The 23,175-nt window shown below is 64.2% G+C and carries 20 protein-coding genes and 1 pseudogene; 8 read left to right on the top strand and 13 right to left on the bottom strand.

The features are described from left to right. Positions 1-107: 107 nt before the first annotated feature. A complete protein-coding gene (locus OP497_RS07195; RefSeq protein WP_280547499.1) occupies positions 108-257 on the bottom strand; it encodes a hypothetical protein in 150 nt (49 codons plus the stop codon). Positions 258-2,208: 1,951 nt separating this feature from the next. Further along, entirely contained in the window at positions 2,209-3,243 is a 1,035-nt protein-coding gene (locus OP497_RS07190) for a sodium:calcium antiporter (protein ID WP_280547497.1), read from the bottom strand. A 352-nt stretch (positions 3,244-3,595) separates the two neighbouring features. On the opposite strand from OP497_RS07190, the gene OP497_RS07185 reads away from it, so the two are divergent. Further along, positions 3,596-3,922 (top strand): rhodanese-like domain-containing protein, encoded by a 327-nt coding sequence (locus OP497_RS07185; RefSeq protein WP_280547496.1) that lies wholly within the window; start codon positions 3,596-3,598, stop codon positions 3,920-3,922. Between the two features lie 183 nt (positions 3,923-4,105). On the opposite strand, the gene OP497_RS07180 is transcribed toward OP497_RS07185, so the two are convergent. Then, on the bottom strand, positions 4,106-4,423 hold the full coding sequence (locus tag OP497_RS07180; RefSeq protein WP_280547495.1) for a monooxygenase: 318 nt from the start codon (positions 4,421-4,423) through the stop codon (positions 4,106-4,108). Between the two features lie 200 nt (positions 4,424-4,623). Here OP497_RS07180 and OP497_RS07175 point away from each other — a divergent pair, with 200 nt between their 5' ends. Both OP497_RS07175 and OP497_RS07170 read left to right on the top strand, forming a co-directional pair. Continuing rightward, on the top strand, positions 4,624-5,115 hold the full coding sequence (locus tag OP497_RS07175) for a molybdopterin-dependent oxidoreductase (RefSeq protein WP_280547494.1): 492 nt from the start codon (positions 4,624-4,626) through the stop codon (positions 5,113-5,115). Continuing rightward, entirely contained in the window at positions 5,112-6,338 is a 1,227-nt protein-coding gene (locus tag OP497_RS07170) for a GGDEF domain-containing protein (protein WP_280547492.1), read from the top strand. Before OP497_RS07175 ends, OP497_RS07170 begins: the two co-directional genes overlap by 4 nt. A gap of 57 nt (positions 6,339-6,395) precedes the next feature. Here OP497_RS07170 and sstT read toward each other — a convergent pair. The 5 genes and pseudogenes from sstT to OP497_RS07145 form a co-directional block, all read right to left on the bottom strand. Then, a pseudogene (gene sstT, locus OP497_RS07165) lies at positions 6,396-7,619 on the bottom strand (serine/threonine transporter SstT). Positions 7,620-8,042: 423 nt separating this feature from the next. After that, positions 8,043-9,782, bottom strand: coding sequence for an isocitrate/isopropylmalate family dehydrogenase (locus tag OP497_RS07160; protein WP_280547491.1), 1,740 nt, complete (start codon positions 9,780-9,782; stop codon positions 8,043-8,045). 99 nt (positions 9,783-9,881) lie between these two features. Beyond that, positions 9,882-11,135, bottom strand: a complete 1,254-nt coding sequence (locus OP497_RS07155) for a threonine ammonia-lyase (protein ID WP_280547490.1) — start codon at positions 11,133-11,135, stop codon at positions 9,882-9,884. A gap of 37 nt (positions 11,136-11,172) precedes the next feature. Continuing rightward, complete coding sequence (locus tag OP497_RS07150; RefSeq protein ID WP_280547489.1) at positions 11,173-11,751, bottom strand: gamma-glutamylcyclotransferase; 579 nt, start codon at positions 11,749-11,751, stop codon at positions 11,173-11,175. Positions 11,752-11,859: 108 nt separating this feature from the next. After that, positions 11,860-12,780, bottom strand: coding sequence for a TauD/TfdA family dioxygenase (locus OP497_RS07145; RefSeq protein WP_280547488.1), 921 nt, complete (start codon positions 12,778-12,780; stop codon positions 11,860-11,862). Positions 12,781-13,008: 228 nt separating this feature from the next. Here OP497_RS07145 and OP497_RS07140 point away from each other — a divergent pair, with 228 nt between their 5' ends. The 5 genes from OP497_RS07140 to OP497_RS07120 all read left to right on the top strand — a co-directional run bounded on the left by OP497_RS07140 (position 13,009) and on the right by OP497_RS07120 (position 17,884). After that, the gene (locus OP497_RS07140; protein WP_280547487.1) at positions 13,009-14,019 is read left to right on the top strand and encodes an ABC transporter substrate-binding protein; all 1,011 of its coding nucleotides are present in this window, start codon (positions 13,009-13,011) and stop codon (positions 14,017-14,019) included. After that, positions 14,019-14,852 (top strand): ABC transporter ATP-binding protein, encoded by an 834-nt coding sequence (locus tag OP497_RS07135; protein WP_280547486.1) that lies wholly within the window; start codon positions 14,019-14,021, stop codon positions 14,850-14,852. The genes OP497_RS07140 and OP497_RS07135 overlap by 1 nt, the downstream gene beginning before the upstream one ends. Then, positions 14,849-16,099 carry a threonine synthase gene (locus tag OP497_RS07130; RefSeq protein WP_280547485.1) on the top strand — a complete coding sequence of 417 codons (1,251 nt, stop codon included), beginning with the start codon at positions 14,849-14,851 and terminating at the stop codon, positions 16,097-16,099. The genes OP497_RS07135 and OP497_RS07130 overlap by 4 nt, the downstream gene beginning before the upstream one ends. Next, positions 16,096-16,977, top strand: coding sequence for an ABC transporter permease (locus OP497_RS07125; RefSeq protein WP_280547483.1), 882 nt, complete (start codon positions 16,096-16,098; stop codon positions 16,975-16,977). The genes OP497_RS07130 and OP497_RS07125 overlap by 4 nt, the downstream gene beginning before the upstream one ends. A gap of 76 nt (positions 16,978-17,053) precedes the next feature. Beyond that, positions 17,054-17,884 (top strand): hypothetical protein, encoded by an 831-nt coding sequence (locus OP497_RS07120; protein ID WP_280547481.1) that lies wholly within the window; start codon positions 17,054-17,056, stop codon positions 17,882-17,884. A 221-nt stretch (positions 17,885-18,105) separates the two neighbouring features. Here the strand turns inward: OP497_RS07120 and OP497_RS07115 are convergent, their stop codons facing one another. The 5 genes from OP497_RS07115 to OP497_RS07095 form a co-directional block, all read right to left on the bottom strand. Continuing rightward, the gene (locus tag OP497_RS07115) at positions 18,106-19,185 is read right to left on the bottom strand and encodes a sulfate ABC transporter ATP-binding protein (protein WP_280547480.1); all 1,080 of its coding nucleotides are present in this window, start codon (positions 19,183-19,185) and stop codon (positions 18,106-18,108) included. A 29-nt stretch (positions 19,186-19,214) separates the two neighbouring features. Beyond that, positions 19,215-20,105 (bottom strand): sulfate ABC transporter permease subunit CysW, encoded by an 891-nt coding sequence (cysW, locus tag OP497_RS07110; RefSeq protein WP_280547478.1) that lies wholly within the window; start codon positions 20,103-20,105, stop codon positions 19,215-19,217. A 12-nt stretch (positions 20,106-20,117) separates the two neighbouring features. After that, positions 20,118-20,945: a sulfate ABC transporter permease subunit CysT gene (gene cysT, locus OP497_RS07105; protein ID WP_280547476.1), complete on the bottom strand. Its 828-nt coding sequence runs from the start codon at positions 20,943-20,945 to the stop codon at positions 20,118-20,120. A gap of 97 nt (positions 20,946-21,042) precedes the next feature. Then, positions 21,043-22,095: a sulfate ABC transporter substrate-binding protein gene (locus tag OP497_RS07100; RefSeq protein WP_280547474.1), complete on the bottom strand. Its 1,053-nt coding sequence runs from the start codon at positions 22,093-22,095 to the stop codon at positions 21,043-21,045. Positions 22,096-22,194: 99 nt separating this feature from the next. Next, on the bottom strand, positions 22,195-23,127 hold the full coding sequence (locus OP497_RS07095) for a CysB family HTH-type transcriptional regulator (protein ID WP_280547473.1): 933 nt from the start codon (positions 23,125-23,127) through the stop codon (positions 22,195-22,197). Between the last annotated feature and the right edge of the window lie 48 nt (positions 23,128-23,175).

Genomic DNA, 23,175 nt, shown 5'->3' with positions numbered 1-23,175 from the left:
GGTCCTCCTTAGGCATATTGTTTGTTTGGCGATTAACAACATGCCGACCCATGCAGGTCTTTTCAATCATATCATCCTGATTTTCTTATCTATTTCGTGGGGATCCCTCAGGTGTAGCCGTCGACCTTCTGGTAGGTGCGCGAGACGCCCTCCTTGCGGGAGTTGCTGTTGTCCATGACGAAGGTGTCGATGTCCAGGCAGACGTGTGTCGTCTCGGCGGTGATCGGGGCCTTGGCCAGCGACAGCAGGGAGAACAATCGGGGACGGAGAACAATCGGGGACGTACCCTTGGAACAATCGGGGACGTACCCTTGATTGACTCTGGTACTCTCTCATTGGGAACATCCTATCTCTTGGCCGAGATTGGAGGTTCCCTGTGACCGCATCACACGGTCAAACCTCGGGTAGTCCCCCGGCAAAGCCGGGGGATTACCTTATTTATTTACGAAACCGGATATACGTGTGCAGTCGTACCTATCGACCATCGCGCCTCATGCTGGCAAACGGGGAGGACTCCATATACGCTCCACGAAATCCATCTGTTCGGGCCGGACTTAGACCGGTAGCGTCTCTTTCCAGTGCCAGGGCAGTAGGCTGGTGAAGTCATCTTCCTCGCCGAGTGTCGGCAGCGTCTCGAACACGAACTGCTAGTAGTCGTAGGGTGAGAGGCCGTTTTCGATCAGGCTGTAGATTTCCGCGCTGGCGTGCGCTCCGCTCGGCGTGTGGCTGGATAGCCAGTTCTTGCGGCCCGCACGTTGGTTGTGGCGGCGTGCGTACCGGTGATGGATTTTGGCCAGCAGACGCGCTAGGTTAGGTTAAATTGGGTGCGGAAAGGGGGGGATAATCATGGCCAATATCACGACCGGAACGCGACATCACAGGCCCGTACCCTTGCGACCGGAAGCCTCAGGCCACTCTCTGGCCAATACAATACCCTATAGAAGCTGTCTCGCAGCCTGATGGGCGGCTTAGTCCAACAGGCATTTATTCGCCATGCTTCGCACAGCGAACAAATGCTGAAAAGTTAGGGGAAGAAAGTGTGATATTTATAGAATCGCTCCAGCTTGAAATGCCAACTGAGTTCCCGGTGAAGGAATACGAAGGATTCATGTCGGCAGCTAAGGGTGTCTTACTGCAGGTAAAAAACAATGCATGGAAAGAATTTGGGGGCGCTTCAAATCTTATAGCTTGGCGCTTTCGCGGCACCTATGAGTACATGAACCATTATCTCAAGTCATGGAAGGAGCTTGGTGCTAATGTGGGCTTCGAAGAGTTGTATAGGCGTGAGCGTTCTCTGTTCGGAATGTTTTCGAGCGCGGTTTCGTGTCTTGAGAGCGCAAGCTACGCGTCTTACGCGCTAGCGAGCCATCCTGAAGTTCTCGGGGTCCCTTTCGGAGAAACTGAGCAGCGCAAATGTAACCCACGCCAGCTACGCAATACGCTCGCCTCCTGCTCGCCGGGGTCGCCTTTGGTTACCGGGCTTTCCGAAATCATCGATTCCCAGGAATGGAGGCTTCTGATCGATTTTAGAAACAGAATGAACCATCGTTCGAATATACCGCGGGTCATCTCCGGAGCAATGGGCTCTGAGCCTCCGCCGGCCAAGGCACTGCAATTTTCAGCTACGTCAAGCTCGCCAGCATGGGAAGCCGACGAAAGCCACCTCATGTCCCTGTTTTGTTGGCTTACAAGGTCATTGGGCCAAGTCTTAATAGGGGGGGGATTACTTGCCAGTCGTCCTTAACAAGCGGCTCAAATTCGCTCCGCCGGACGCTCACTGTGTTCGGCCGTTTAGCCAGACGTTAGGTGAATCAAAGATACAGTATATGTTGAATAATCTCACGATAAGAAAGATTGTATTGGTTTCGTTAGTTGGTGGCGTATTTATATTCTTAGCTAGTTGCGCCAGCCAACCAATGCCAAACACATACGATCCGCCAGGGTTCTTTATGGGAATTATTCATGGATTTTTTATCCTATTTAGTTTCATTGGCAGCATCTTTATAGACATAAGGATGTATGCGTTTCCGAACTCAGGTGTTATGTATGATCTCGGATATCTTATCGGTCTTTTCATCTGGTTGGTACTTGCTGCATCATCATGATATTACCTAACAAGAGAGAACAATCGGGGACGTACCCTTGATTGACTGCGACCATATGGCAAAGCTCCTTACCCCCAACCGCCCTGGCGTGCGACGGGTTCGATCAGGCCGCGGGCGGCAGGCTGGGCACCAAGTCGAGCATCCCGAACGTCTCCACTCCGATCCAGGCGAGAAACGCGACGTAGATCATCAGCAGGGCGACACACTCACACCGGGAGAGAACCATCTGCGTACGCATCATCAGAAACAGGACGACCGTGGCGGCGGTGAGTACCGCCATCATGGGGGCGGCGATGGAAAAGTTGATGACCGCAGTGCCGGCGATCAGGACCCCGGTGGGAATGGCGACCAGCAGATCGAAGGTGTTGCTGCCGAGTACGTTGGCGATGCTGGTAATGCCACGGCCGTGGCGAGCAGCACGAATCGAGACGAAGGCATCCGGAACCGAGGTGCCGGCCGCCACCACGGTGATGCCCCATAGGAAACTCGGGGTGCCGAAGATGTCGCCGAAGTTGATGGCGGACCGCACCAGCCCCTCCACGCCGATGACGATCACCACTAGGGAGAGAGCCAGAAGGCTCCACTCCCGGCCAGGGCGAATGTCGCGGGTATCCACATCTGTCTTGTAGTCGATGGTGTCCTGGTACTGGACGAAAAGGTAGAGCCCGTATAGGGCCACCGGCATCAGGGCCATAGGGCGAGTCAATTCACCGCGAATAACGCCGTCGATATCGGGAAGCGGCTGGTAGATGACCGCGAAGGAGAAGGTAAGGGTCAGCACCGCCACCGCGATCATGTAGAACTGCGCTTCCTTGTAGACCAAGTCCCGATTGGCCTGCAGCTGCTCGCGGCTGGCTAATCCTGACAGAGCGGGAATCACCAAAATGTTAAACAGCGCGGAGCCGACGATGGCAGCCACGCCGAGCTCGAATTCACCGTGCACAAGGGTCGATATCACCGTGGTCGAGAGTTCGGGAAAGCTTGATCCCACCGCTACCACGATCGCGCCCTGAACGATGTCGGGCAGCTGGTAGTAGGCCGCCAGGCGCTCGCTGGCGCGCTCCAGCAACCCGCTGCCATGCCACACAATCGCCGTCGCCACCACCGCCACTAGTGTCCAGATCAGCACCTCAGGCATGACCCTACCCCCACTGCGCAATACCTTGTCGGACGAGAGGACTCAAGCCTGCCTGGCGCAACGAAAGATGAAAAGAGGACGATGCATACACCATCGCGCCGTGGTGACCTTATTTGCCGCGTCACTCAACGACGAAGCGCTAGATGGAGTTGCAGGAGTGCCCAAGGGATGCCGAGCACCCGAAGACATCCCGCCCGCATGGCAGCTGGTCCCGCTCCCTGGGTGCGATATCTTGGCCTGAATCGACGTCTCCTTGTGGTTGAAAACCCTTGTAAAATAGTGGGTTGGCTTCTATGTTGAGGGGTGAAAGGCAGACGCGAACGCCGAATCCGCTACGGTTGAGGAGGTGGATATGAAAGCGATCACGCGCGACGAGCTCAAGATCATGAACGAGACCGAGCATGAGGATTTCGTGCTCCTCAATGTGCTGCCACGGGACGTCTTCAACAAGCAGCACATTCGTACCTCGATCAACATTCCCGTGAAGGATGAGAACTTCGTCGACAAGGTGGCTGATGTCGTCGGCAGCAAGGAGCGCAAGGTCGTGGTCTACTGCGCCAATTTCGATTGCGACGCGTCTCCCAAGGCGGCCAGGAAACTGGAGGAAGCCGGCTTCACGCAGGTGTACGACTATGAAGGCGGCACTCAGGACTGGTTCGCACAGCGCGGCGCGGCCTGATCGACCGGGATGACGACACCCGCCACGGGCGGCTCGCGAGAGCCGCCCGTTTCGTCTGGCAGCAACGTTGCCGGGAACCCTTTCCCTGCTGTGCCTCCTGCTGAGCGGCTATGCGGTATATGGCGCACCATGACGCCTACGGCTCGGCGGTGCCCGGCTGATGCGCGGCTGAGCCTTCCCGAATCAGCCCTCGGCGCGCGACAGCGGCCCGCCGTTGATCCTCGAGAGCGCGGCGTTGGTCTCGAGGATCTGCGCCTCGATGCCGGTTACCCCCATGCCTTCCAGCCGGGCGGTGTGCATCCGGCGGTAGGCCTCGGCGTCCTCTCGGGTGGCGAACAGGTAGACGCCGCCGGCCAGCTGGCGCTCGGCGTCCTCGGTCCAGATCTTCCACAGCAGGCCGGGTTCCTCGCTGATGGACTCGGCCAGCGGGGCGAGGGCCTCGGCCATCTCGTCGCCGAAGGGGCCGGGGAAGGGCAAGTGCACCTGGAATATCACGGCCATGGGGCCTCTTTATCGGGTTGATAGTCACCCCGGCCCCGCCGAGGCCTGGTGACGGCAACGTTGGTGGGTTAGTGTCGCAAAATATGGACACCGGGCGGGGCATTGGCGATAGTCGCGCCAACCCGGATCGCGTTTCTGACCAGGCGAGCCGCCGGAGACTGCTGCCATCCTACATCGTCCATCCCGTCAAGTGAGCTCTCATGCGTGTTCCTTCCTCTTTTCGCGCCTGCCTCCTGGCAGGTTTTTGTTGCCTGCTGGCGATGATTGCCGGTTATGCCATGGCCGACGATACCCCATCGGTGCTGACCTTGACCGAGGGCAGCGAGTCCCGCGAGTTGACCCTCGAACAGATCGAGACGCCGGGCCTTCATGCCGTGGAGATGCGCCACCCGGAGGGCCCCGAGGGTACCTTCTCCGGGGTCTGGCTGGATGACTTTCTGGCGTCTCAGGGTCTTAAGGAGGCGCCGCGTGTGCGCTTTACCGCCCTCGATGGCTACACGACCTTCCTCACCCCGGCGCAGCGACGGGAGAAGCGCTACCTGCTGGTCACGCGCCTCGACGGCGAGCCCGTCGACGAGGCGGCGCTGGGGCCCTTGATGCTGGTGGTGCCCGAGGACGCCAAGGCCGCGCGGGAGGGCAGCGTACCGATGACGCGCTGGATCTGGGCGATCCGCGAGATCAGCGCGAGATGAGGGCGGCATCCTCCCGCGGCCTGGGGTTGCGCCTGGTGCTGGTGTTCAGCCTGATCGCCACGCTCTGTGCCCTGGCGATCGCCTACTACGTCTCCCAGGCGCGCCAGCAGGTGGGGGCCGACTACACGGCGCTGGTCACCGACGTGGTCAGGGCCCAACAGGATCCCGCCGCCCTGCGCATGACCCTGGACAGCCTGATCGACCGCCAAGACCGTATCCACCTGGAGCAGATTCAGGCGCTGCTGTGGCGCATTCCCCGCCGTATCGAGGGCATCCGGTTGCAGCTGCGGCGCAGCGAGCTGGCGCCCGCCAGCTACGGGGAGCTGGTCGATGAGCTGGACCATGTGGCGTCACGGCTGCCCGCTCTGGAGGCCGCCGTTGACGTTGCCGCCGAGGAGGGGATCGACGCGCGCGGCAGCGAGGCCATCCTAGTCCTGGGCATGGAAGTCGAGGAGGGGCTGGCCTGGGCCTACAGCGAGCTGAACGAGCTGCTCCACCGGGCCTCGGCCGAACAGCGCCAGTTGATGGAACGCCTGACGCTGGCCGTGGCGGTGCTGCTGCTCCTGCTGCTTCTGGCGATCGCCGCGGTGATGCGCATGCTGCTCCATCTGCATCGCCAGCGCGAGGCCATGCGCCTGCAGAGCCGGACCGACGAGCTGACCGCCCTCGGCAACCGCCGCTGGCTGCGTGAGGCGGCCGGGGAGGCGTTCGACCGGCGCCGCCGCCACGGGGCGCCGCTGAGCCTGATGCTGCTGGACCTGGACCACTTCAAGCAGATCAACGATGCCTTCGGCCACCCGGCCGGCGATGCGGTGCTGGTTGCCTTTGCCCGTACCCTCGAGCGGCAGGTGCGACGTGTCGACAGGGTGGCGCGGATGGGGGGCGAGGAGTTCGCGATCCTGATGCCCGATAGCGACCTCGCGGGCGCCGAGGCCCTGGCCGAGCGGATCCTGTGCGCGACCCGGGCGATGGCGTTGCCCGGGCCGGCCGCCGAGCACCGGCTGACGGTGAGCATCGGGGTAGTCGAGGCCGAGGAGGAAAAGAGCTTCGACCGGCTCTACAGCCGGGCCGACCCGCTGCTCTACCGGGCCAAGGCGGACGGCCGCGACCGGGCCGTGTCCGGCCATGGACACGCGGCGCCCCCTTCCGCTGGCGGTGGGGTGCCTGGCCATCATGACGCGGGCGCCGTACAGGCAGCCTGCGAGGGCGGCCCCCGACGCTGACCCGCCCACTGCCCACCGCGCCGGCCCCGCCTCTGGTGCGGGGCCGGCGCGGTCGCGTCAGGCCTGACGGCGCTGTTCGCCGCGGCAGGCGGCCGCGGTGAACAGCACGTCGGTGGAAGAGTTCAGCGCCGTCTCGGTGGCGTCCTGCACCACGCTGATCACGAAGCCGATCGCCACCACCTGCATGGCCACCTCGGTGGAGATGCCGAAGAGGCTGGCGGCCATGGGAATCAGCAGCAGCGAGCCGCCGGCCACGCCGGAGACCCCGCAGGCCGCCAGCGCGGAGACGACGCACAGCAGCAGGGCGGTGGGGAAGTCGACGCTGATCCCCAGGGTGTGGGCGGCGGCCAGGGTGATCACCGAGATGGTGATGGCCGCGCCGGCCATGTTCACGGTGGCGCCCAGCGGGATCGAGATGGCGTAGGTGTCGGCATCCAGCTTCAGGCGCTTGCACAGCTCCAGGTTGACCGGGATGTTGGCCGCGGAGCTGCGCGTGAAGAAGGCGGTGATGGCGCTGCCGCGCAGGCAGGTGAAGACCAGCGGGTAGGGGTTGTGGCGGGTCTACCAGTAGACGATCAGCGGATTGGTGACCAGCGCCACGAACAGCATGCAGCCGACGATCACCGCCAGCAGGCGGCCGTAGTCGAGCAGGGCGCCCAGGCCGGATTCCGCCAGGGTGGCGGCCACCAGGCCGAAGATGCCCAGCGGGGCGAAGCGGATCACGATCCTGACGATGTTCGACACCGCCTCGGAGAGGTCGCCGAGCATGGCGCGGGTGGCCTCGCTGGCCTGGCGCAGCATCAGGCCCAGGCCGATCGCCCAGGCCAGGATGGCGAGGAAGTTGGCCTCCATCAGCGCGGTGACCGGGTTGCTGACGGCGTTCAGCAGCAGGTCGCGGAGGATGTCCACGATGCTGCCCGGCGGGTTGCCGCTGACCTCGGGCATCTCCAGCGCCAGGGTGGTGGGGAAGGCGAAGCTCGCCACCACGGCCACCAGCGCGGCGACCAGGGTGCCGATCACGTAGAGCACCAGCACCGAGCGGATATGGGTCGGCTGGCCCTGGCGATGACCGGCGATGGCCGCGGCCACCAACACGAACACCAGGATCGGCGCGACCGCCTTGAGGGCGGAGATGAACAGCTGGCCGAGCAGCGAGACCGACTCGGCGGAGTCCGGCGAGAGGGTGGCGAGCAGGATGCCGCAGGCGATGCCGATGGCGATCTGGGGGATCAGCCCCAGGCGAAGCAGCGGGCGGCTGAGGGCGTGCACGGTGGCGAACATGGAGGGTCTCTCGGGGTTGTCATGGGCTGGCAGACGCCACCTGCGGGACGACTCGAACGGTCGCGTCGGCTGCGCCGATAAGCACAGTGACGCGCCGCGCGAACCGCCCCAGGCGGGTAGCCGGGACAAGGGACGCCTGCGTGGCGCGCGTGATTCTAGCAGCAATCATCGCCTTGATGGGTGAACTATCTGCTTAAAAGAGAAAAACCAGTCAGTATCACTACCGAAACGACCATTCAGCGGTGGCTGTCAGGGCGGGATCGCATTGCCATGTCGCGGCGAGGCGCGATTCCGGGGTCCGGGACCGGGACCGGGAGAGGCGGGAGGGGGGTGAGAGAGCAGGCATCAGACAAGCGAGGTGCAACCCCGCCGGGCGGCGGGGTTGCGGGGGTGCCTTATGGAGAGTGCGTCAGGGAGTGCGCGTCAGGCGGGAAGCCGCTCGGCCACGGCGTCGAGGAAACCCTGCATGTCGACGAGGGTCTCGGCGGCCGGATCGGTGGTCTTGCCCTTGAGGTCGCCGGTGATGATGCCGTCGGCGACGGTATCGATCAGCGCGGCCTTGAGGCGGGTGGCGTAGTCGACCAGGGGCGCGTTGTCCTCGCGCTCGCCGAGGGTCTCCAGGGCATTGGCCACGGCGAAGATCAGCGCCGAGGCGTTGAAGTGCGCTTCCTTGCCGTTGCTCTCCAGGTACTTCAGGTAGAGGTCATGGGCGGTGCCGTGGGGCGCCTCGAAGAGCATGGTGCCGCTCTTGCTCTCGATGATGGAGCTGGCCGTGGCCAGGCTGCCGCCCAGCGCCGCGGAGATGTCCGAGAAGATGTCGCCGTCGAGGTTCTGCGCCGGGTAGAGGGCATTGCGCGGCGGGTCGGTGATCATCTTGATGAGCTGGCTGGAGGGCCGCATGATCATGAACGACGGCGGCGGGGTGTCGGCCTGGGCCAGCTCGCGGCGCACGTCGGTGATGGCAGTACTGAAGACATCGTCGTATTCCATGTACTCGCGCTTGAGGCCGAAGTAGACCTCCTTGTCCTTGCGCGACGCATCGCGGAATACCTGGGTGACCCAATCCTTGATCGCTTCATGGTCGTTGGACATCAGCAGGATGGGGTCGCCCTGCTTGACGTGACGCGCATGCTTCTCGTCGCCGTCGACGATCACCTTGAGGATGCCGTCCTCCGTGGCGGGGGCATTGTAGCTGCCGTACTGGTCGCCGCCGCCTGCGCTCATCCGCGACAGCGAGACGTGCGCCTTGCGGGTGGGGATGCCGTGGACCTTGAGCTGCTCGACCAGCTTGTAGAGCTTGCGGCCGGTGGTGTTGTCCGGCACGCCCCACAACGCTCGCTGGGGCGGGTTGGCGACGATGCGCGCGGCCTGGGCGTCGATCAGCTCGTAGTGGTAGGCGAGTCCCAGCGCCTCGACCTGCGCCCGGTAGTGCTGATCAAAGATGCCCTCGATGGCGGCGCGCATCACGCCGTCGTAGCCGGCGATCACGGTGTCCTTCAGGCCCAGGTAGATGTCGCGCTTCTCGTCGATGGCGCGCTGGAAGAAGCGGTGCGCCCAGGTCTTGATCTCGTCGATGTCGTTGGTGGCGAGCAGCCAGGGGTCACCCTTCTTGACCTCGCGGCGGTGCAGCTCCACCGGGTCACCGCTGGCACCCACGAACATCAGCTTGACGATGCCGGTGGCGCGGGAGAGTTGGTTGTAGCTGTCCTTGCTGCCGCCGGTCGCCATGGTGTCGACCTCGATGTCGCGGCCGATCCACTCTGGCTTGTTGAACTGCAGGTTGCGGAACTGGATGTCCTCGCGGGTGATGTTGCCGCCGATGCCCTTGCGGATGGCGCCGTTGGGCGACTTGGTGGCCAGCGGGTGGAGCGTGGTGCCGTCGAGCTCGGGGTGGGCGGCCAGCAGCTCGCCCAGCTGGGCGCGGTTGACCGTCATCCCCGCATTCTTGACGCCCACGCCATAGCGCTTGAGCGCCTCAATGGCATCGATCACCGCCTGGCCGTTGGTGACCAGGCGGTTCTCCGCGGTCAGGTCGACCTCCACCAGCTCGATGTCCAGCCGGGAGGTCACGAAGGTGTCGAGGATCCGCTCGAAGGCCACCTGCGCCATCTCGTCGCCATGCAGGATGACCAGGGGGGCTGTCACGTTGATCTTGCTGCTCATCACTTTTCCCTTGTTGAGACGATGTAAACCGCTGCGATGATCGAATGCGCATAGGGTACGCCTGCCGCCGGCCCTGCGCCATGCGCTCAAGGGCGCTGATCAGTGCCCCTCGGGGTCGGTGGCCCAGCGCTCGTCCGGGTGGACCTCGTTGGCGGGCAGCACCGGGTCGTAGCCCTCGGCGCGCAGCGCGGCGATCACCTCGCGGGTGTGGTCGCTGCCCAGGGTCTCGAGGGTGGCCTCGACCTCGGTGGCGCGCAGCGAGAGGTCGGTGAAGGTACGCTGGTGGGCGATCTGGATGACGTTGGCCCGCTGCTCGGCGAGCAGGCGGGTAAGTTCGGCCAGCGAGCCGGGCACGTCGGAGATGCCGACGCGCACCCGCACGATGCGCCCGGTGCGCACCAGGCCGCGCTGGATCACGGAAGAGAGGGCCAGCATGTCGATGTTGCCGCCGCACAGCACCAGCCCCACCTTGCGGCCGCGGTAGCGCGCCGGATCGGTAAGCAGGGCGGCGAGCCCCGCGGCGCCGGCGCCCTCGGCGACGCTCTTCTCGATCTCCAGCAGCAGCAGGATGGCGCGCTCGATCTCGGGCTCGTCCACCAGCACGATGTCGTTGACCAGTTCGCGCACGATCTCCCGGGTCAGGGTGCCGGGCTGCTTCACGGCGATGCCTTCGGCCAGGCTGGCCAGGCCGCAGTGGATCTCCTCACCGGCCAGCGCCTGCTTCATGGCGGGAAAGCGCTTGGTCTGCACGCCGATCACCTCGATCTCGGGCTTCAGCGCCTTGGCCGCCACGGCGTTGCCGCTGATCAGCCCGCCGCCGCCGATGGGGATCACCAGGCAGTCGAGGTCGGGGACCTCCTCGAGCATCTCCGGGGCGATGGTGCCCTGCCCGGCGATGATCCGCTCGTCGTCGTAGGGATGCACGAAGACCAGGTGGCGCTCCTCGGCCAGGCGCCGGGCATAGGCCCCGGCCTCGTCGACCCCGTTGCCCTCCAGGTGCACCTCGGCCCCGAAGTGGCGGGTGTTGCGCACCTTGAGGTTGGGGGTGTGGCGGGGCATGACGATGGTGGCGTGGATGCCCAGTCGCTTGGCGTGATAGGCCACCGCCTGGGCGTGGTTGCCCGCCGACATGGCGATCACACCCCGGGCGCGCTCCTCGGTGTTGAGTGAGAGCAGGTGGTTCAGGGCGCCGCGCTCCTTGAAGGAGGCGGTGAACTGGTGGTTCTCGAACTTGATGTAGAGCTCGCAGCCGGTGAGCCGCGAGAGAGTGGTGGAGGGCAGGCAGGGGGTGCGCTCCACGCTGCCCTGGAGGCGGGCGGCGGCCTGTCGGACGTCGTCGAGGGTCACGCTCATGGGAGGGTCGTCTCCATTGTCGAGGGGGTGTCGGGCATCAGGCGCCTGCCGGGTGGGGCAGGCGCGCTGCCAGGGCGAACACGTGGGGATCCTCCACGCCGAGTTCGCGCAGGGCCTGGGCCAGATTGACCAGGTAGTCGCGGTTGGGGCCGCTGGGGCCGTGGGCCATGGCGATCTGCTCAGCGATGGCGGTGAGCGGGGCGTCGCCGAGAAAGGCGGCGTTGTCCTCGGTGGCGAGATACACCAGTCCCTCGGCGCTCGAGGGCGGTGCGGCGTCCTCGAAGTGCAGTCGGGTGATCTCGCGCAGGTAGCCGTTCTTCTCGCGCACGTCGAGCGGGCCGAGCACCTCGGGCGTGATGCGGTAGGCCATGCCGTGGCAGGTCGCACCGGGCTCGCGCACCAGGGTGACCACGCGGCCCGGCGCCTCGGGGGTGCCGCGGTGGTCGTGGGAGCCCTGCCAGAAGCGGCGCACCCAGCCGTGGATAGATGCCGGACGGCGCTCGAGGAAAGGGAAGTCGGCCTTCCAGATCAGCGAGCCGTAGCCGAACAGCCAGATCTCGTCGTGGCCGTCGAAGTGGGTCATCTGCCGGTTGCGGTGGGTCGTGTCGAGAGTCATCCCCGAATGATGCGTCGGCCGGCGGCGAATGTCGAAGGCTTGTGTGTGGGGGGCAGGTCGCGGTTCACCTGGCGCTGTGGCGCCGGCGCCAGGTGAACCGATAAGCCCTCAGCCGACGAGTTGCCAGGCTGAGGTGTCGTCACTGCGCTGCAGGAAGGGATGGTCTCCCTTGATGGTCACGCGCTCGCCGCGCCGCACCTGGCCGGCATAGTCGAAGATGGCGCGATGTTGAGTGCAGCGGTTATCCCATAGGACCACTGTGTTGGGTGCCCAGTGTACGCGCACCTGGAACTCTGGTGTCTCCTGGTGGCGATAGAGAAACTCCAGCATCGCCTGGCTTTCGGCATGTCCCAGCTCGACGATCTCACGGGTGAATCCACGGTTGACGAATAGGCTCTTGCGGCCCGTTTCCGGATGCGTGCGAACCACCGGATGCACCGCCTCCGGATAGGGCTTGTCACTTGGTACGCCGAATCGGCTGCGATCCTGGGCGGGCTGATTTCGGTAATATAGCCGGTAGGTGGCTTCTCCCGAATGCATCGCTGTCAGCCCCTCCAGGAAAACCTGCATGGCGGACGACAGCGCTTCGTAAGCGGCATAGCCACTGGCAAAGAGGGTATCGCCGCCCACATCGGGTACCTCATGAAGGTAGAGGATGCTGCCCAGTGGCGGCTGTGCGTCGCAGGAGACATCGGAGTGCCAGTGCCCGCCGTTGACGGCCTGTTTGCCCGAGCGAATGGCCTTGGGATCGTTGGAAGAATTCTGCCCAGCCTCGACAGGGAAGATCTCCGGGTAGCCCTCGGGTCCCTTGGCCATCGGGTGAATATGCAAGTCGCCGAAACGCCGGCCGAGGGCAATATGCTGATCGCGGTTGAGTTGCTGGTCGCGCAGTACCAGTACCTGATGTTCGCGAAAGAGTACGTGCAGTGTTTCGACGTCATGGTCATCGAGGTGTGCCAGGTCGAGTCCGCTGATCTCGGCGCCGATATGGCCGCTCAGCTTCGTCACGCTGATGCCTTGTGTCGTCATGGAGCGTCTCCTGAGTAGACGGTGAATGTCGGCCTATCCAAGCAGCCAAAACGACATCCAGGCCAATCACGATTCCTGCTATGGGTTTTACGAAATACATATCCGCACTGCAGTGAAAAATACTTCACTGGCTGAGTGATTTGCTCAGTAAAACAACTCATTGGCGGGCTCTTCAGGCGAGGGGCAAGGTGAGTGTTCCGACACTCACGGACACAGATGGAGAGCCCCATGTCGCTGACAAAATTCCGATACGCCGGCCTGACTCTGCTAGCCTTAGCCGCCACCGGCGGCACCCAGGCCGCAGAGGCGAGCGAACGTATTCGCATCGCCGAACAGTTCGGCATTGCCTACCTGCCGCTGCAGGTCATTCAAGACCAAGAGCTGATCCAGAAGTATGCCGAAGAAGCCGGTCTCGACGTAGACGTCGAGTGGCGGCGCCTTTCCGGCGGTGCCGCCGTCAATGATGCGCTGCTCTCCGGCAGCATCGATATCGCCAGTGCTGGCGTGGGCCCGCTGCTCATCGCCTGGGACCGCACCCGAGGCAACCTCGATGTCAAGGCCATCGCCGCCTTGGGTCATGCCCCCAACTTCCTGCTGACCCGTGACCCGGAAGTGCAATCGATCGAAGACTTCGGTCCTGAGGATCGCATCGCCCTGCCGGCGGTGGGCGTCTCAGTGCAGGCGCGTTTCCTTCAGTATGCCGCCGCCAACACCTTTGGCGCGGATGAATACGACGTACTGGATCGTCAAACGCTGTCGCTCCCCCATCCCGATGCGACGGCGGCGCTGATCTCCGGTGGCACCGAGATCACCGGCTACTTCTCCAGCATTCCCTATCAGTATCAGGCGCTGGAGTACGAGGGTATCTCCAAGGTGACCGACTCCTACGAGATCCTCGGTGGTCCCATCACGCCGGTGCTGGTGTATGCCACCGATAGCTTCCGCACGGACAACCCTGAACTCTATGAAGTGTTTCGTGCCGCCCTGGCAGAGGCCAGCGAGATCATCGAGGCGGATCGTGACGCCGCCGTGGATATCTTCCTGCGCGTCACCGGCTCTCGGTTGGAACGCGACTTCCTCTCTGGGCTGGTTAATGACCCGCAGATCGATTTCACGTTGGTACCCGATAACACCTATTCGCTGGCGGAGTTCCTGTACCAGGTGGGGGCCATCGAGCATCGCCCCGAGAGCTGGCAGGACTACTTCTTCGATGAGGCACACGCCTGGGAGGGAAGCTGATGACGGCGGCCACGGCAGCTCCCCTGGCAAGGTCGCAAGGCAGTGCCGCCCCGCGCCCAAGACCTGCCACGCCGCGACTGGCGGTGGATGGTGTCACCCTGGAGTACCGCACGCCCCGCCAGGTGGTGAAGGCCACCCAGCGGGTCAGCTTCGACGTTCAGGAAGATGACCGTTTCGTGCTGCTGGGCCCCTCAGGGTGCGGCAAGTCGACCCTGCTCAAGGCGGTGGCGGGTTTCCTCTCCCCGGCAGAGGGAGAGATCCGGCTCGATGGTCAGCAGGTGGTCGGTCCAGGCCCCGACCGCCTGGTGGTCTTCCAGGAGTTCGATCAGCTACCGCCCTGGAAGACGGTCAAGCAGAACGTCATGTTCCCGCTTTTGGCCTCGCGCACCCTGGGGCGCCGAGAAGCGGAGCATCGTGCCCTGGTGACGCTGGAGAAAGTGGGTCTCGACGCCTTCGCCGATGCCTATCCCCATACCCTTTCCGGGGGCATGAAGCAGCGGGTGGCCATCGCACGGGCACTGGCCATGCAGCCACGCATTCTGCTGATGGACGAGCCCTTCGCGGCGCTGGATGCCCTGACACGTCGCAAGATGCAGGAGGAGTTGCTGATCCTCTGGAAGGAGGTTGGCTTCACCCTGCTGTTCGTTACCCACTCCATCGAGGAGGCGCAGATCGTTGGCAACCGGGTGCTGCTGCTCTCGCCCCACCCCGGCCGTGTACGCGCCGAGCTGGGCTGCGAGGCGGACAGCCTGTCGAACCTCGGGAGTGCGTCCACCAAGTCCCGTACCCAGCAGATCCATCAGTTGCTGTTCGAGCACGAGGGACGACCATGAGTGAATCTCGGCCCTATCGCTACGCCACCCACCTGGCCTGCCCGCGCTGCGAGGCGACCCATGAGCTGTACAGCCTGCAGCAGCTCTGCCCCTGTGGCTCGCCGCTGCTGGTGGGTTACGACCTGGCGGGCCTGGCTACAAACTGGCGACCAGAGGATCTGGCCGGGCGTCCCTGGAACCTGTGGCGCTATCACGAGCTGCTGCCACTGGCACGACCCGAGGCGATCGTCAGCCTGGGCGAGGTGATAACCCCGCTGATCGAGCTGCCGCGCCTGGGTGACGACATGCGGCTGCCGAGGCTTGTCATGAAGGACGAGGGATTGCTGCCCACCGGCTCCTTCAAGGCCCGCGGCGCCGCGGTCGGCATCTCCCGCGCCCGGGAACTGGGCGTGACCCACCTGGCCATGCCCACCAATGGCAATGCCGGGGCGGCCTGGTCGCTCTACGCCGCACGCGCGGGCATCGGGGCCACCATCGCCATGCCCGAGGACGCGCCGCGCATCACCCGGCAAGAGTGCGCCCTCGCCGGTGCCCACCTGGCGCTGGTCGACGGCCTGATCAGCGATGCCGGTCGTCAGGTGGCCCGCTTCGTCGAGGCGACCGACGCCTTCGACGCCTCGACCCTCAAGGAGCCCTATCGCATCGAGGGCAAGAAGACCATGGGGCTGGAGCTGGCCGAGCAGCTCGGCTGGCAGTTACCCGACGTGATTCTCTACCCCACCGGGGGCGGCGTGGGCCTGATCGGCATCTACAAGGCGCTGCAGGAGCTCCAGGCCATCGGCTGGGTCTCGGGCCCCTTGCCAAGGCTGGTGGCCGTGCAGGCCAAGGGCTGCGCGCCCATCGTGCGCGCCTGGCAGGAGAGAGCACATGAATCGCGCTTCTGGGAGCACAGCAAGACACGGGCCTTCGGAATCAACGTGCCCAAGGCGCTGGGAGACTTCCTGGTGCTGGAGGCCCTCTATGCCACCGATGGCCGGGCCATCGCCGTCAGTGAGTCAGCCATCGACTGGGAGCAGCGCCGCGCGGCCCAGCTCGAGGGCACCTTCGTCTGCCCCGAGGGCGCGGCGGTGCTGGCCGCGGCCCGGGAGCTGCGCACCCTGGGCGAGATTCCCGCCGAGGCGCGGGTCATCGCCCTCAACACCGGCGCCGGCATCAAGTACCCCGACAACCGCGACCTCGGGCTGCCCCTGTTGGCCCCCGAAGAGGACCTGGCGAAACATCACGCACCGCACGGGAGAGCCTTATGACTCTGCATACTCTGAGCGTCGACCGCTTCCAACGGGCCGACCGAATACACGAACTACCGCCCGTCGAGGCCAGCGAACGGGCGGTGTCGCATCCGCTCTGGCAGCGAGCTTGGGATCTGAGCGTGGTGAGGAAGCTGGCGATCCTGCTGGCCCTGGTCGGGTTGTGGGAGCTGGCCGCCCGCTATCAGGCTAATCCGCTGCTGCTGCCCGGTGCCCGCGATACCGCCGCTGCCCTGTGGCAAGGCCTGGCCTCCGGCACCTTGATCCAACGCAGCGCGGTGTCGCTGTCGGTGCTGCTCAAGGGCTACGCTCTGGGTACGGTGCTGGCATTGGCCCTCACGACCCTGGCGGTATCTACCCGCCTGGGGCGCGACCTGCTAAGCAGCCTGACGTCCATGTTCAGCCCGCTGCCGGCCATCGCCCTGTTGCCCCTGGCACTGCTGTGGTTCGGCCTTGGCGAGGCCAGCCTGGTATTCGTGCTGGTGCACTCGGTGCTGTGGGCCATGGCGGTGAACATCCACCAGGGCTTCCAGGGCGTTTCCGAAACGCTGCGGATGGCGGGTCGCAACTACGGCCTGCGCGGCCTGCGCTATGTGGCCCATATCCTGATCCCCGCCGCGCTGCCGGCCCTGTTGGCTGGATTGCGCATCGGTTGGGCCTTCGCCTGGCGCACCCTGATCGCCGCCGAGCTGGTGTTCGGCGCCTCATCCGGGGAGGGCGGGCTCGGCTGGTATATCTTCCAGAACCGCAACGAACTCTATACCGACAATGTCTTCGCCGGGCTGGTGGTGGTAATCCTGATCGGCCTGCTGGTGGAGAACCTGATCTTCAATACCCTGGAACGCATCACCGTCAAGCGCTGGGGCCTGGTGCACTGAGCATCCAGCCGCCTAGTGTGGCGCCCCTCGGTCAGCCGAGGGGCGCCGGACCCGTTTACTGCTGAGGAGTGCCAGCATGCCCCTGACTCGAGTGATCGACTACTTCAATGCCCATCTCGACGCTTTCAACCCACAAGCTAGCCTGCGCCGGCATGCCCGATTCCGCTATGAGAACAACCAGGTGTCGGCCGACGTGGCGGGCAAACACGTGCGGCCCCGCCAGCAGCCTATTCTGGAGCTCGCCGGGCTCAGGTCAGTGGCCCATGAGAGCCGCATTCAACTTGTGGAACCGCACAGCGCTCAGGAGACGACGGATCCGCTCTATTTCTTCTCCTGGGATCGCGAGGACGTGATTTTCCTCGACCGCTTCCTGCGCGTGCTGCATGCGCTGCACCATCTCTCACGCCATGGCGTCGATGCCGCGCCGTTGGTGGTCGACGTTCACTGGCGCCATCTCCAGGCCGTGGAAGCCTCCCACGGAGCGGTCTTCGAGGCGCTGCTGGCGCGTCTTGGCTTGCACCCCCGGCAGGCGGTGCTGCGCCTGAGTGCCCTGCGCCTGCTCAGCGACGCTCATGCCCGGGAGGCCGCCGAGAGTTTCCAGCGTCACGGCTATCCGCTGCTGGCTCAGGGTGTCCCGGTGGATGCACCACCGACCGCCTGGCGCCTGCTGAGCGACAGCGGCGTGGGGTGGGTGACGCCGGAACCCCACGCTCTGCGCCTGGCACGCCAGGGGCGTGAGCACTGGCCTCGGCTCACTCAGTGGAACCGCGAGGCGCATGCCGCCGGTATGACCGTCTGGTGGCCGGGCCTCGACACACCCGGTGATCTGGGCCGCGTGTCGCAGATCGAGCCGACGCTGGTCAGCGGCCGCCTGCTAGTAGACGTGCTGGAGGATCATCGCGCATAGAAGATGCTGCATACGCTATGGGCCGAAGCACCTGGTACCACCACAATCTGGGCAAGCCATGGGAGCAACAAGTGGGAGCAGCAAGAAACCCTCTTCCCACTCCCGATGACCGGACGCCGGGTTGAGGTGCCCGGCATCGTCGACCACCTCGCTGCCTCAGGCGGTGGCAAAGCTGGTGGCACGCCTGGAGCCAGTAGTAGCTCTCGAACTTCGAAATGCGGTCAGCCATTGGCCACCCGCGAGTCGGGCAGGAAGACCCGGCTATGAATGGGCCGAATCCAGGCATCGCCGCCCTGGGCCAGGCCCAGTTCCCGGAAGCGGTGCTTGGGCAGTTCGGCGTGAACCAGGTCCTCGCTGTTGTCGGTGCGCAGCTCGAGGCGCACCGTGGGTCCGACCACCGAGACCAACTCGACCTTGGCGTGAAGGGCGCCGTCGTGATTGCGATCGGAGAAGACCTCGATCTCGTGGGGGCGCACATAGGCTTGCCCCGGCTCATCGCGGTAGCCCTCGTACTCCGGTGCGGGCAGGTGAACGTCACCGATACGCGCCACGCCGTCGTGGACGCGAGCATGGAAGAGGTTGACGTTGCCGAGGAACTGATAGACGAACGGGTTGGCCGGATGGTCGTAGACCTCTTCCGGCGAGCCATCCTGCTCCACGCGGCCCTGGTTCATTACCACCACCCGGTCCGAGACCTCCAGGGCCTCCTCCTGGTCATGGGTGACGAAGACGCTGGTGACGTGGATCTCGTCATGCAGACGGCGCAGCCAGCGGCGCAACTCGGCACGCACCTTGGCATCCAGGGCACCGAAGGGCTCGTCGAGCAGCAACACCTTGGGCTCCACCGCCAGCGCGCGGGCCAGGGCGATGCGCTGGCGTTGGCCGCCGGAGAGCTGATGGGGGTAGCGGTGGGCGGTCCAGTCGAGCTGAACGAGCTCCAGCAGCTCCATCACCTTGCGCTTGATCTCGGCCTTGCTGGGACGTTGGCGTCGCGGCTTGACGGTGAGCCCGTAGGCGACGTTCTGGAACACCGTCATGTGCTTGAACAACGCATAGTGCTGGAAGACGAAGCCGACGCTGCGCTTGCTGACATGCAGGTCGGTCGTATCTTCGCCGTGGAAGCGGATCCGCCCGGTATCGGGTTGTTCCAGACCGGCGATGACGCGCAGCAGGGTGGTCTTGCCCGACCCCGATGGCCCGAGCAGGGCGGTGAGCTCACCATCGCGGAAGGTCAGGCTGACGTTGTCGACGGCGATGAAGTCACCGAAGTGCTTGTTGACGTGATCGATCTCGATGCTCATGGCGTTCTCGTTGATTCAGGGAGTCGGGCTCATTCGGCGGCGAGGCGCTGTCGGCGCTCGTCGTGCCATTCGACAAAGCTCTTGATGGCGATGGTGACCAGCGCCAGGCCGGTCAGCAGTGAGGACACGGCGAAGGCGGCGGTGAACTGGTACTCGTTGTAGAGCACCTCGATATGCAGCGGCAGGGTGTTGGTCTCGCCGCGAATGCGGCCCGATACCACCGCGACGGCACCAAACTCGCCCATGGCGCGAGCGTTACAGAGGATCACGCCGTAGATCAGCCCCCATTTGATGTTAGGCAGGGTGACGTGCCAGAAGGTCTTCCAGCCGCTGGCCCCCAGGGTCAGCGACGCCTCTTCTTCTTCCTTGCCCTGCTGCTGCATCAGCGGAATCAGCTCGCGAGCCACGAAGGGCAGCGTACCGAAGACGATGACGATGACGATGCCCGGCACCGCATAGAGAATCTTCAGGTCGTGTTCCGATAGCCAGGGGCCGAGCCAGCCCTGGGAGCCGAACATCACCACGAAGATCAGGCCGACGACCACGGGGGAGATGGCGAACGGCATATCGATCAGCGAAATCAGCACCGACTTGCCGCGGAACTCGAACTTGGCCACCGCCCAGGCAGTGGCCACGCCGAATACCAGGTTGGCGGGTACCGCGATGACGACCACCAGGAGCGTCAGGCGGATGGCCGCCAGGGCGTCGGGTTCGGTGATCGCCGCTTGCCAGGCATCGATGCCCTGGCTGAAGGCGCTGTAGAGCACCACGATCAGTGGCAATACCAGAAACAGGCCGAGAAAGGTCAGGGCCACGGCGATCAGGCAGCGTTGCAGCCAGACCGGCTCCTCGGTGGCACGACGCCAGTGCGCGACCAGAGTGGTGTGGGATACCGATGATGAGAGACTTGATGAGGTCATGAAACGAATTCCTTAACGGCGCCGCGAGGCCCACCACTGCAGGCCATTGATCAGCAGCAAGAGCAGGAAGGCGGCGAGCAGCATCACGCTGCCGATGGCGGCGGCGCCGTGATAGTCGAACTGCTCGATCTTGGCGACGATCAGCAGCGGTGTAATCTCGGTGCGATAGGGCAGGTTGCCGGAGATGAACACCACCGAGCCGTACTCGCCCAGGGCGCGGGCGAAGGCCAGGGCGAAGCCGGTCAAGGCCGCCGGCAGCAGGGCAGGGAGAATTACCCGGCGAATGGTGGTGAAACGGCTCGCTCCCAGGCTGGCCGAGGCTTCCTCGAGTTCCGCCTCGAGATCCTCCAGCACCGGCTGCACGGTGCGCACCACGAAGGGCAGACCGATATAGGTCAGGGCGATGACCACACCGAGCTGGGTATAGGCGACCTTGATGCCGAAGACGTTCAGGTACTGCCCCACCCAGCCAGTAGTGGCGTAGAGGGTCACCAGGGAAATCCCCGCCACTGCCGTCGGCAGGGCGAAGGGGAGATCGACCAGGGCATCGATGATCCGCTTGCCGGGGAAGGTGTAGCGCACCAGCACCCAGGCCACCAGCATCCCGAAGACCAGGTTGATGGCAGCGCCTGCCAATGAGGCACCGAAGGAGAGCTTATAGGAGGCCACCACCTGGGGATGGCTGATCGCCGACCAGAAGTCCGCCCAGCTCATGGTGGCGGTAAAGACCAGCAGACCGGCCACAGGGATCAGGAAGATCAGGCCGAGATAGAACAGCGAGAACCCCATGGTCAGGCCGAAGCCCGGGATCACGCTGCGAGGTTGGTTGAGGATCGGCATAGTCAGGCTCGTCGTTTATCCATGAGTCGTTTATCCAAGAGTCGGTTACCCAAAAAACCCCGGGCGCGAGGCCCGGGGGAGACATCACCCAACATGCTCAGTCGGTTGGGTTACCGACCTGCTGCAGGATATCGTCGAAGCGGCCACCATCGTTGAAGTGGGTCTCCTGGGCGTTGGTCCAGCCGCCGAATATCTCATCGACGGTGAAGCGCTCGACATCGGGGAACTGGTCCTCGAATTCCTTGGCGATCTCGGGGTCGGCGGGCCGATAGAAGTGCTTGCCAGCCAGGCGCTGTGCGTCATCGGTATAGAGCTGCTCGAGGTACGCCGTTGCCACCTCGCGGGTGCCATGCGCCTCGACGTTCTTGTCGATCACCGTTACGGGCGGTTCGGCGAGGATGCTCACCGACGGCACCACGATCTCGAACTCTCCTTTGCCGAGCTGTTCTGTCGCCAGAAAGGCCTCGTTCTCCCAGGCCAGCAGCACGTCGCCGATGCCGCGCTGGACGAAGGTGTTGGTGGAGCCGCGAGCCCCTGAGTCGAGCACCGGCACGTTCTTGTAGATGTCACGCACGAACTCGAAGGTCTTTTGCTCATCGCCGTCGAACTTGTCCAGCGCATAGCCCCAGGCCGCCAGGTAGTTCCAGCGTGCGCCGCCGGAGGTCTTGGGGTTGGGCGTGATGACCTCGACGTCATCGCGGGTCAGGTCGTCCCAGTCCTGGATATTCTTCGGGTTACCATCGCGGACCAGCAGCACGATGGTCGAGGTGTAGGGGGCGCTGTTATTGGGCAGGCGCGACTGCCAGTCGGCCGGGATCAAGTCGGCACGCTCGTGGAACTGATCGATGTCGTAGGCCAGCGCCAGAGTCACGACATCCGCCTCGAGGCCATCCAGCACGGCCCTCGCCTGGGAGCCGGCCCCCCCATGAGACTGGCGGACGGTGACATCGTCGCCGGTCTGCTCCTTCCAGTAGTCGCTGAACCAGTCGTTGTACTCTCGATAGAGTTCTCGGGTCGGGTCGTAGGAGACGTTGAGAATCTCGACGTCCTTGGCATGGGCTTGCCCGCCGGGGGCAAGGACGGCCAGCGCCGAGGCGGTGGCTATCAGCGCCAGGCTGAGACGGTACGGTGAGGAAAGCGTCAGCGGCATGAGATGAACTCCGTATGCGTTGATGGTGTGGTCCACCCTACTGCCGCCTCTCACGCCACTAGAACGAATTAAAAACGGATTGTTTATTCTTTTTATGAATTAGCCAGGGGTGCCGGCCAGCACCTGCTGGACGGTGGCCTCATCCAGGTCGTCTCGGCAGAACTGCAGGAAGTGGTAGGCGAAGCTGCGCAGGAAATGTCCCCGGCGCAGGGCCAGGTAGGTGGTGTTGCGCGGGAGCAGCTCGCTGGCGTCGAGCAGCCTCAGCCCCCGGTCGCGATCTTCGTGATAGGCCATCGAAGCGATCAGCCCCACGCCAAGCCCCAGTTCGACATAGGTCTTGATGACATCGGCATCCAGCGCCGTGAGCACGATATCGGGTACCACATCGGCCGCGGCGAAGGCCTGGTTGATGCGGCCACGACCGGTGAAGCCCTCGTGATAGGTGACGATGGGATGCGCGGCGATTCGCGGCAGGGTCAGCGGCTGTCCATCGTCCAACGAGTGTCCTTCCGGGACGATTACCCCGTGGTACCAGTGGTAAAAGGAGAAGCAGGCGAACAGCTGCCCGTGCTCGTGCAGGGCCTCGGTGGCCACCCCGATGTCCACCTTGCCCGCCTTGAGCATCGAGACGATCTCGTCGGGCCCGCATTGGTGAAGCTCGAGGTGAACCTTGGGAAAGGCCTGTTTGAAGCGGGCGATGATCGGCGGCAGCGCATAGCGGGCCTGGGTATGGGTGGTGGCGATGGCCAGGTTACCCTGGTCCTCGTGGGTCAGCTGCTGGGCCGAGCGCTTGAGGTTCTCCGCATCCAGCAGGATGCGCTCGATGATCTCAAGCAGGGTGCTGCCGGCTTGCGTCAGTCCCAGGATGCGCTTCCCTCGGCGCTCGAAGAGCTCGACACCCAGCTCCTCTTCCAGGTCACGAATGTGCTTGCTGGCCCCCGATTGAGAGGTGAAGAGCGCGTTGGAGGCCTCCGTGAGGTTGAAGTGCTGGCGTACGGTTTCTCGCACGATGCGCAGCTGTTGAAGGTTCATGCGGAATATCCCTGCACAGAAAATGCTTATGGGAATATAAAATACTTT

It is taken from the genome of Halomonas sp. 11-S5, from assembly GCF_029889825.1.
GTDB lineage: Bacteria > Pseudomonadota > Gammaproteobacteria > Pseudomonadales > Halomonadaceae > Halomonas.
Note: the sequence above shows the minus strand (reverse complement) of the source record. Positions and strands in the feature narration are given on the sequence as shown.

What these genes read in the sequence shown, in the direction of transcription:
- OP497_RS07190 (WP_280547497.1), bottom strand. Translation starts at nt 3,243, where the DNA reads ATGCCTGAGGTGCTGATCTGGACACTAGTGGCGGTGGTGGCGACGGCG.
- OP497_RS07185 (WP_280547496.1), top strand. Translation starts at nt 3,596, where the DNA reads ATGAAAGCGATCACGCGCGACGAGCTCAAGATCATGAACGAGACCGAG.
- OP497_RS07180 (WP_280547495.1), bottom strand. Translation starts at nt 4,423, where the DNA reads ATGGCCGTGATATTCCAGGTGCACTTGCCCTTCCCCGGCCCCTTCGGC.
- OP497_RS07175 (WP_280547494.1), top strand. Translation starts at nt 4,624, where the DNA reads ATGCGTGTTCCTTCCTCTTTTCGCGCCTGCCTCCTGGCAGGTTTTTGT.
- OP497_RS07170 (WP_280547492.1), top strand. Translation starts at nt 5,112, where the DNA reads ATGAGGGCGGCATCCTCCCGCGGCCTGGGGTTGCGCCTGGTGCTGGTG.
- OP497_RS07160 (WP_280547491.1), bottom strand. Translation starts at nt 9,782, where the DNA reads ATGAGCAGCAAGATCAACGTGACAGCCCCCCTGGTCATCCTGCATGGC.
- OP497_RS07155 (WP_280547490.1), bottom strand. Translation starts at nt 11,135, where the DNA reads ATGAGCGTGACCCTCGACGACGTCCGACAGGCCGCCGCCCGCCTCCAG.
- OP497_RS07150 (WP_280547489.1), bottom strand. Translation starts at nt 11,751, where the DNA reads ATGACTCTCGACACGACCCACCGCAACCGGCAGATGACCCACTTCGAC.
- OP497_RS07145 (WP_280547488.1), bottom strand. Translation starts at nt 12,780, where the DNA reads ATGACGACACAAGGCATCAGCGTGACGAAGCTGAGCGGCCATATCGGC.
- OP497_RS07140 (WP_280547487.1), top strand. Translation starts at nt 13,009, where the DNA reads ATGTCGCTGACAAAATTCCGATACGCCGGCCTGACTCTGCTAGCCTTA.
- OP497_RS07135 (WP_280547486.1), top strand. Translation starts at nt 14,019, where the DNA reads ATGACGGCGGCCACGGCAGCTCCCCTGGCAAGGTCGCAAGGCAGTGCC.
- OP497_RS07130 (WP_280547485.1), top strand. Translation starts at nt 14,849, where the DNA reads ATGAGTGAATCTCGGCCCTATCGCTACGCCACCCACCTGGCCTGCCCG.
- OP497_RS07125 (WP_280547483.1), top strand. Translation starts at nt 16,096, where the DNA reads ATGACTCTGCATACTCTGAGCGTCGACCGCTTCCAACGGGCCGACCGA.
- OP497_RS07120 (WP_280547481.1), top strand. Translation starts at nt 17,054, where the DNA reads ATGCCCCTGACTCGAGTGATCGACTACTTCAATGCCCATCTCGACGCT.
- OP497_RS07115 (WP_280547480.1), bottom strand. Translation starts at nt 19,185, where the DNA reads ATGAGCATCGAGATCGATCACGTCAACAAGCACTTCGGTGACTTCATC.
- cysW (WP_280547478.1), bottom strand. Translation starts at nt 20,105, where the DNA reads ATGACCTCATCAAGTCTCTCATCATCGGTATCCCACACCACTCTGGTC.
- cysT (WP_280547476.1), bottom strand. Translation starts at nt 20,945, where the DNA reads ATGCCGATCCTCAACCAACCTCGCAGCGTGATCCCGGGCTTCGGCCTG.
- OP497_RS07100 (WP_280547474.1), bottom strand. Translation starts at nt 22,095, where the DNA reads ATGCCGCTGACGCTTTCCTCACCGTACCGTCTCAGCCTGGCGCTGATA.
- OP497_RS07095 (WP_280547473.1), bottom strand. Translation starts at nt 23,127, where the DNA reads ATGAACCTTCAACAGCTGCGCATCGTGCGAGAAACCGTACGCCAGCAC.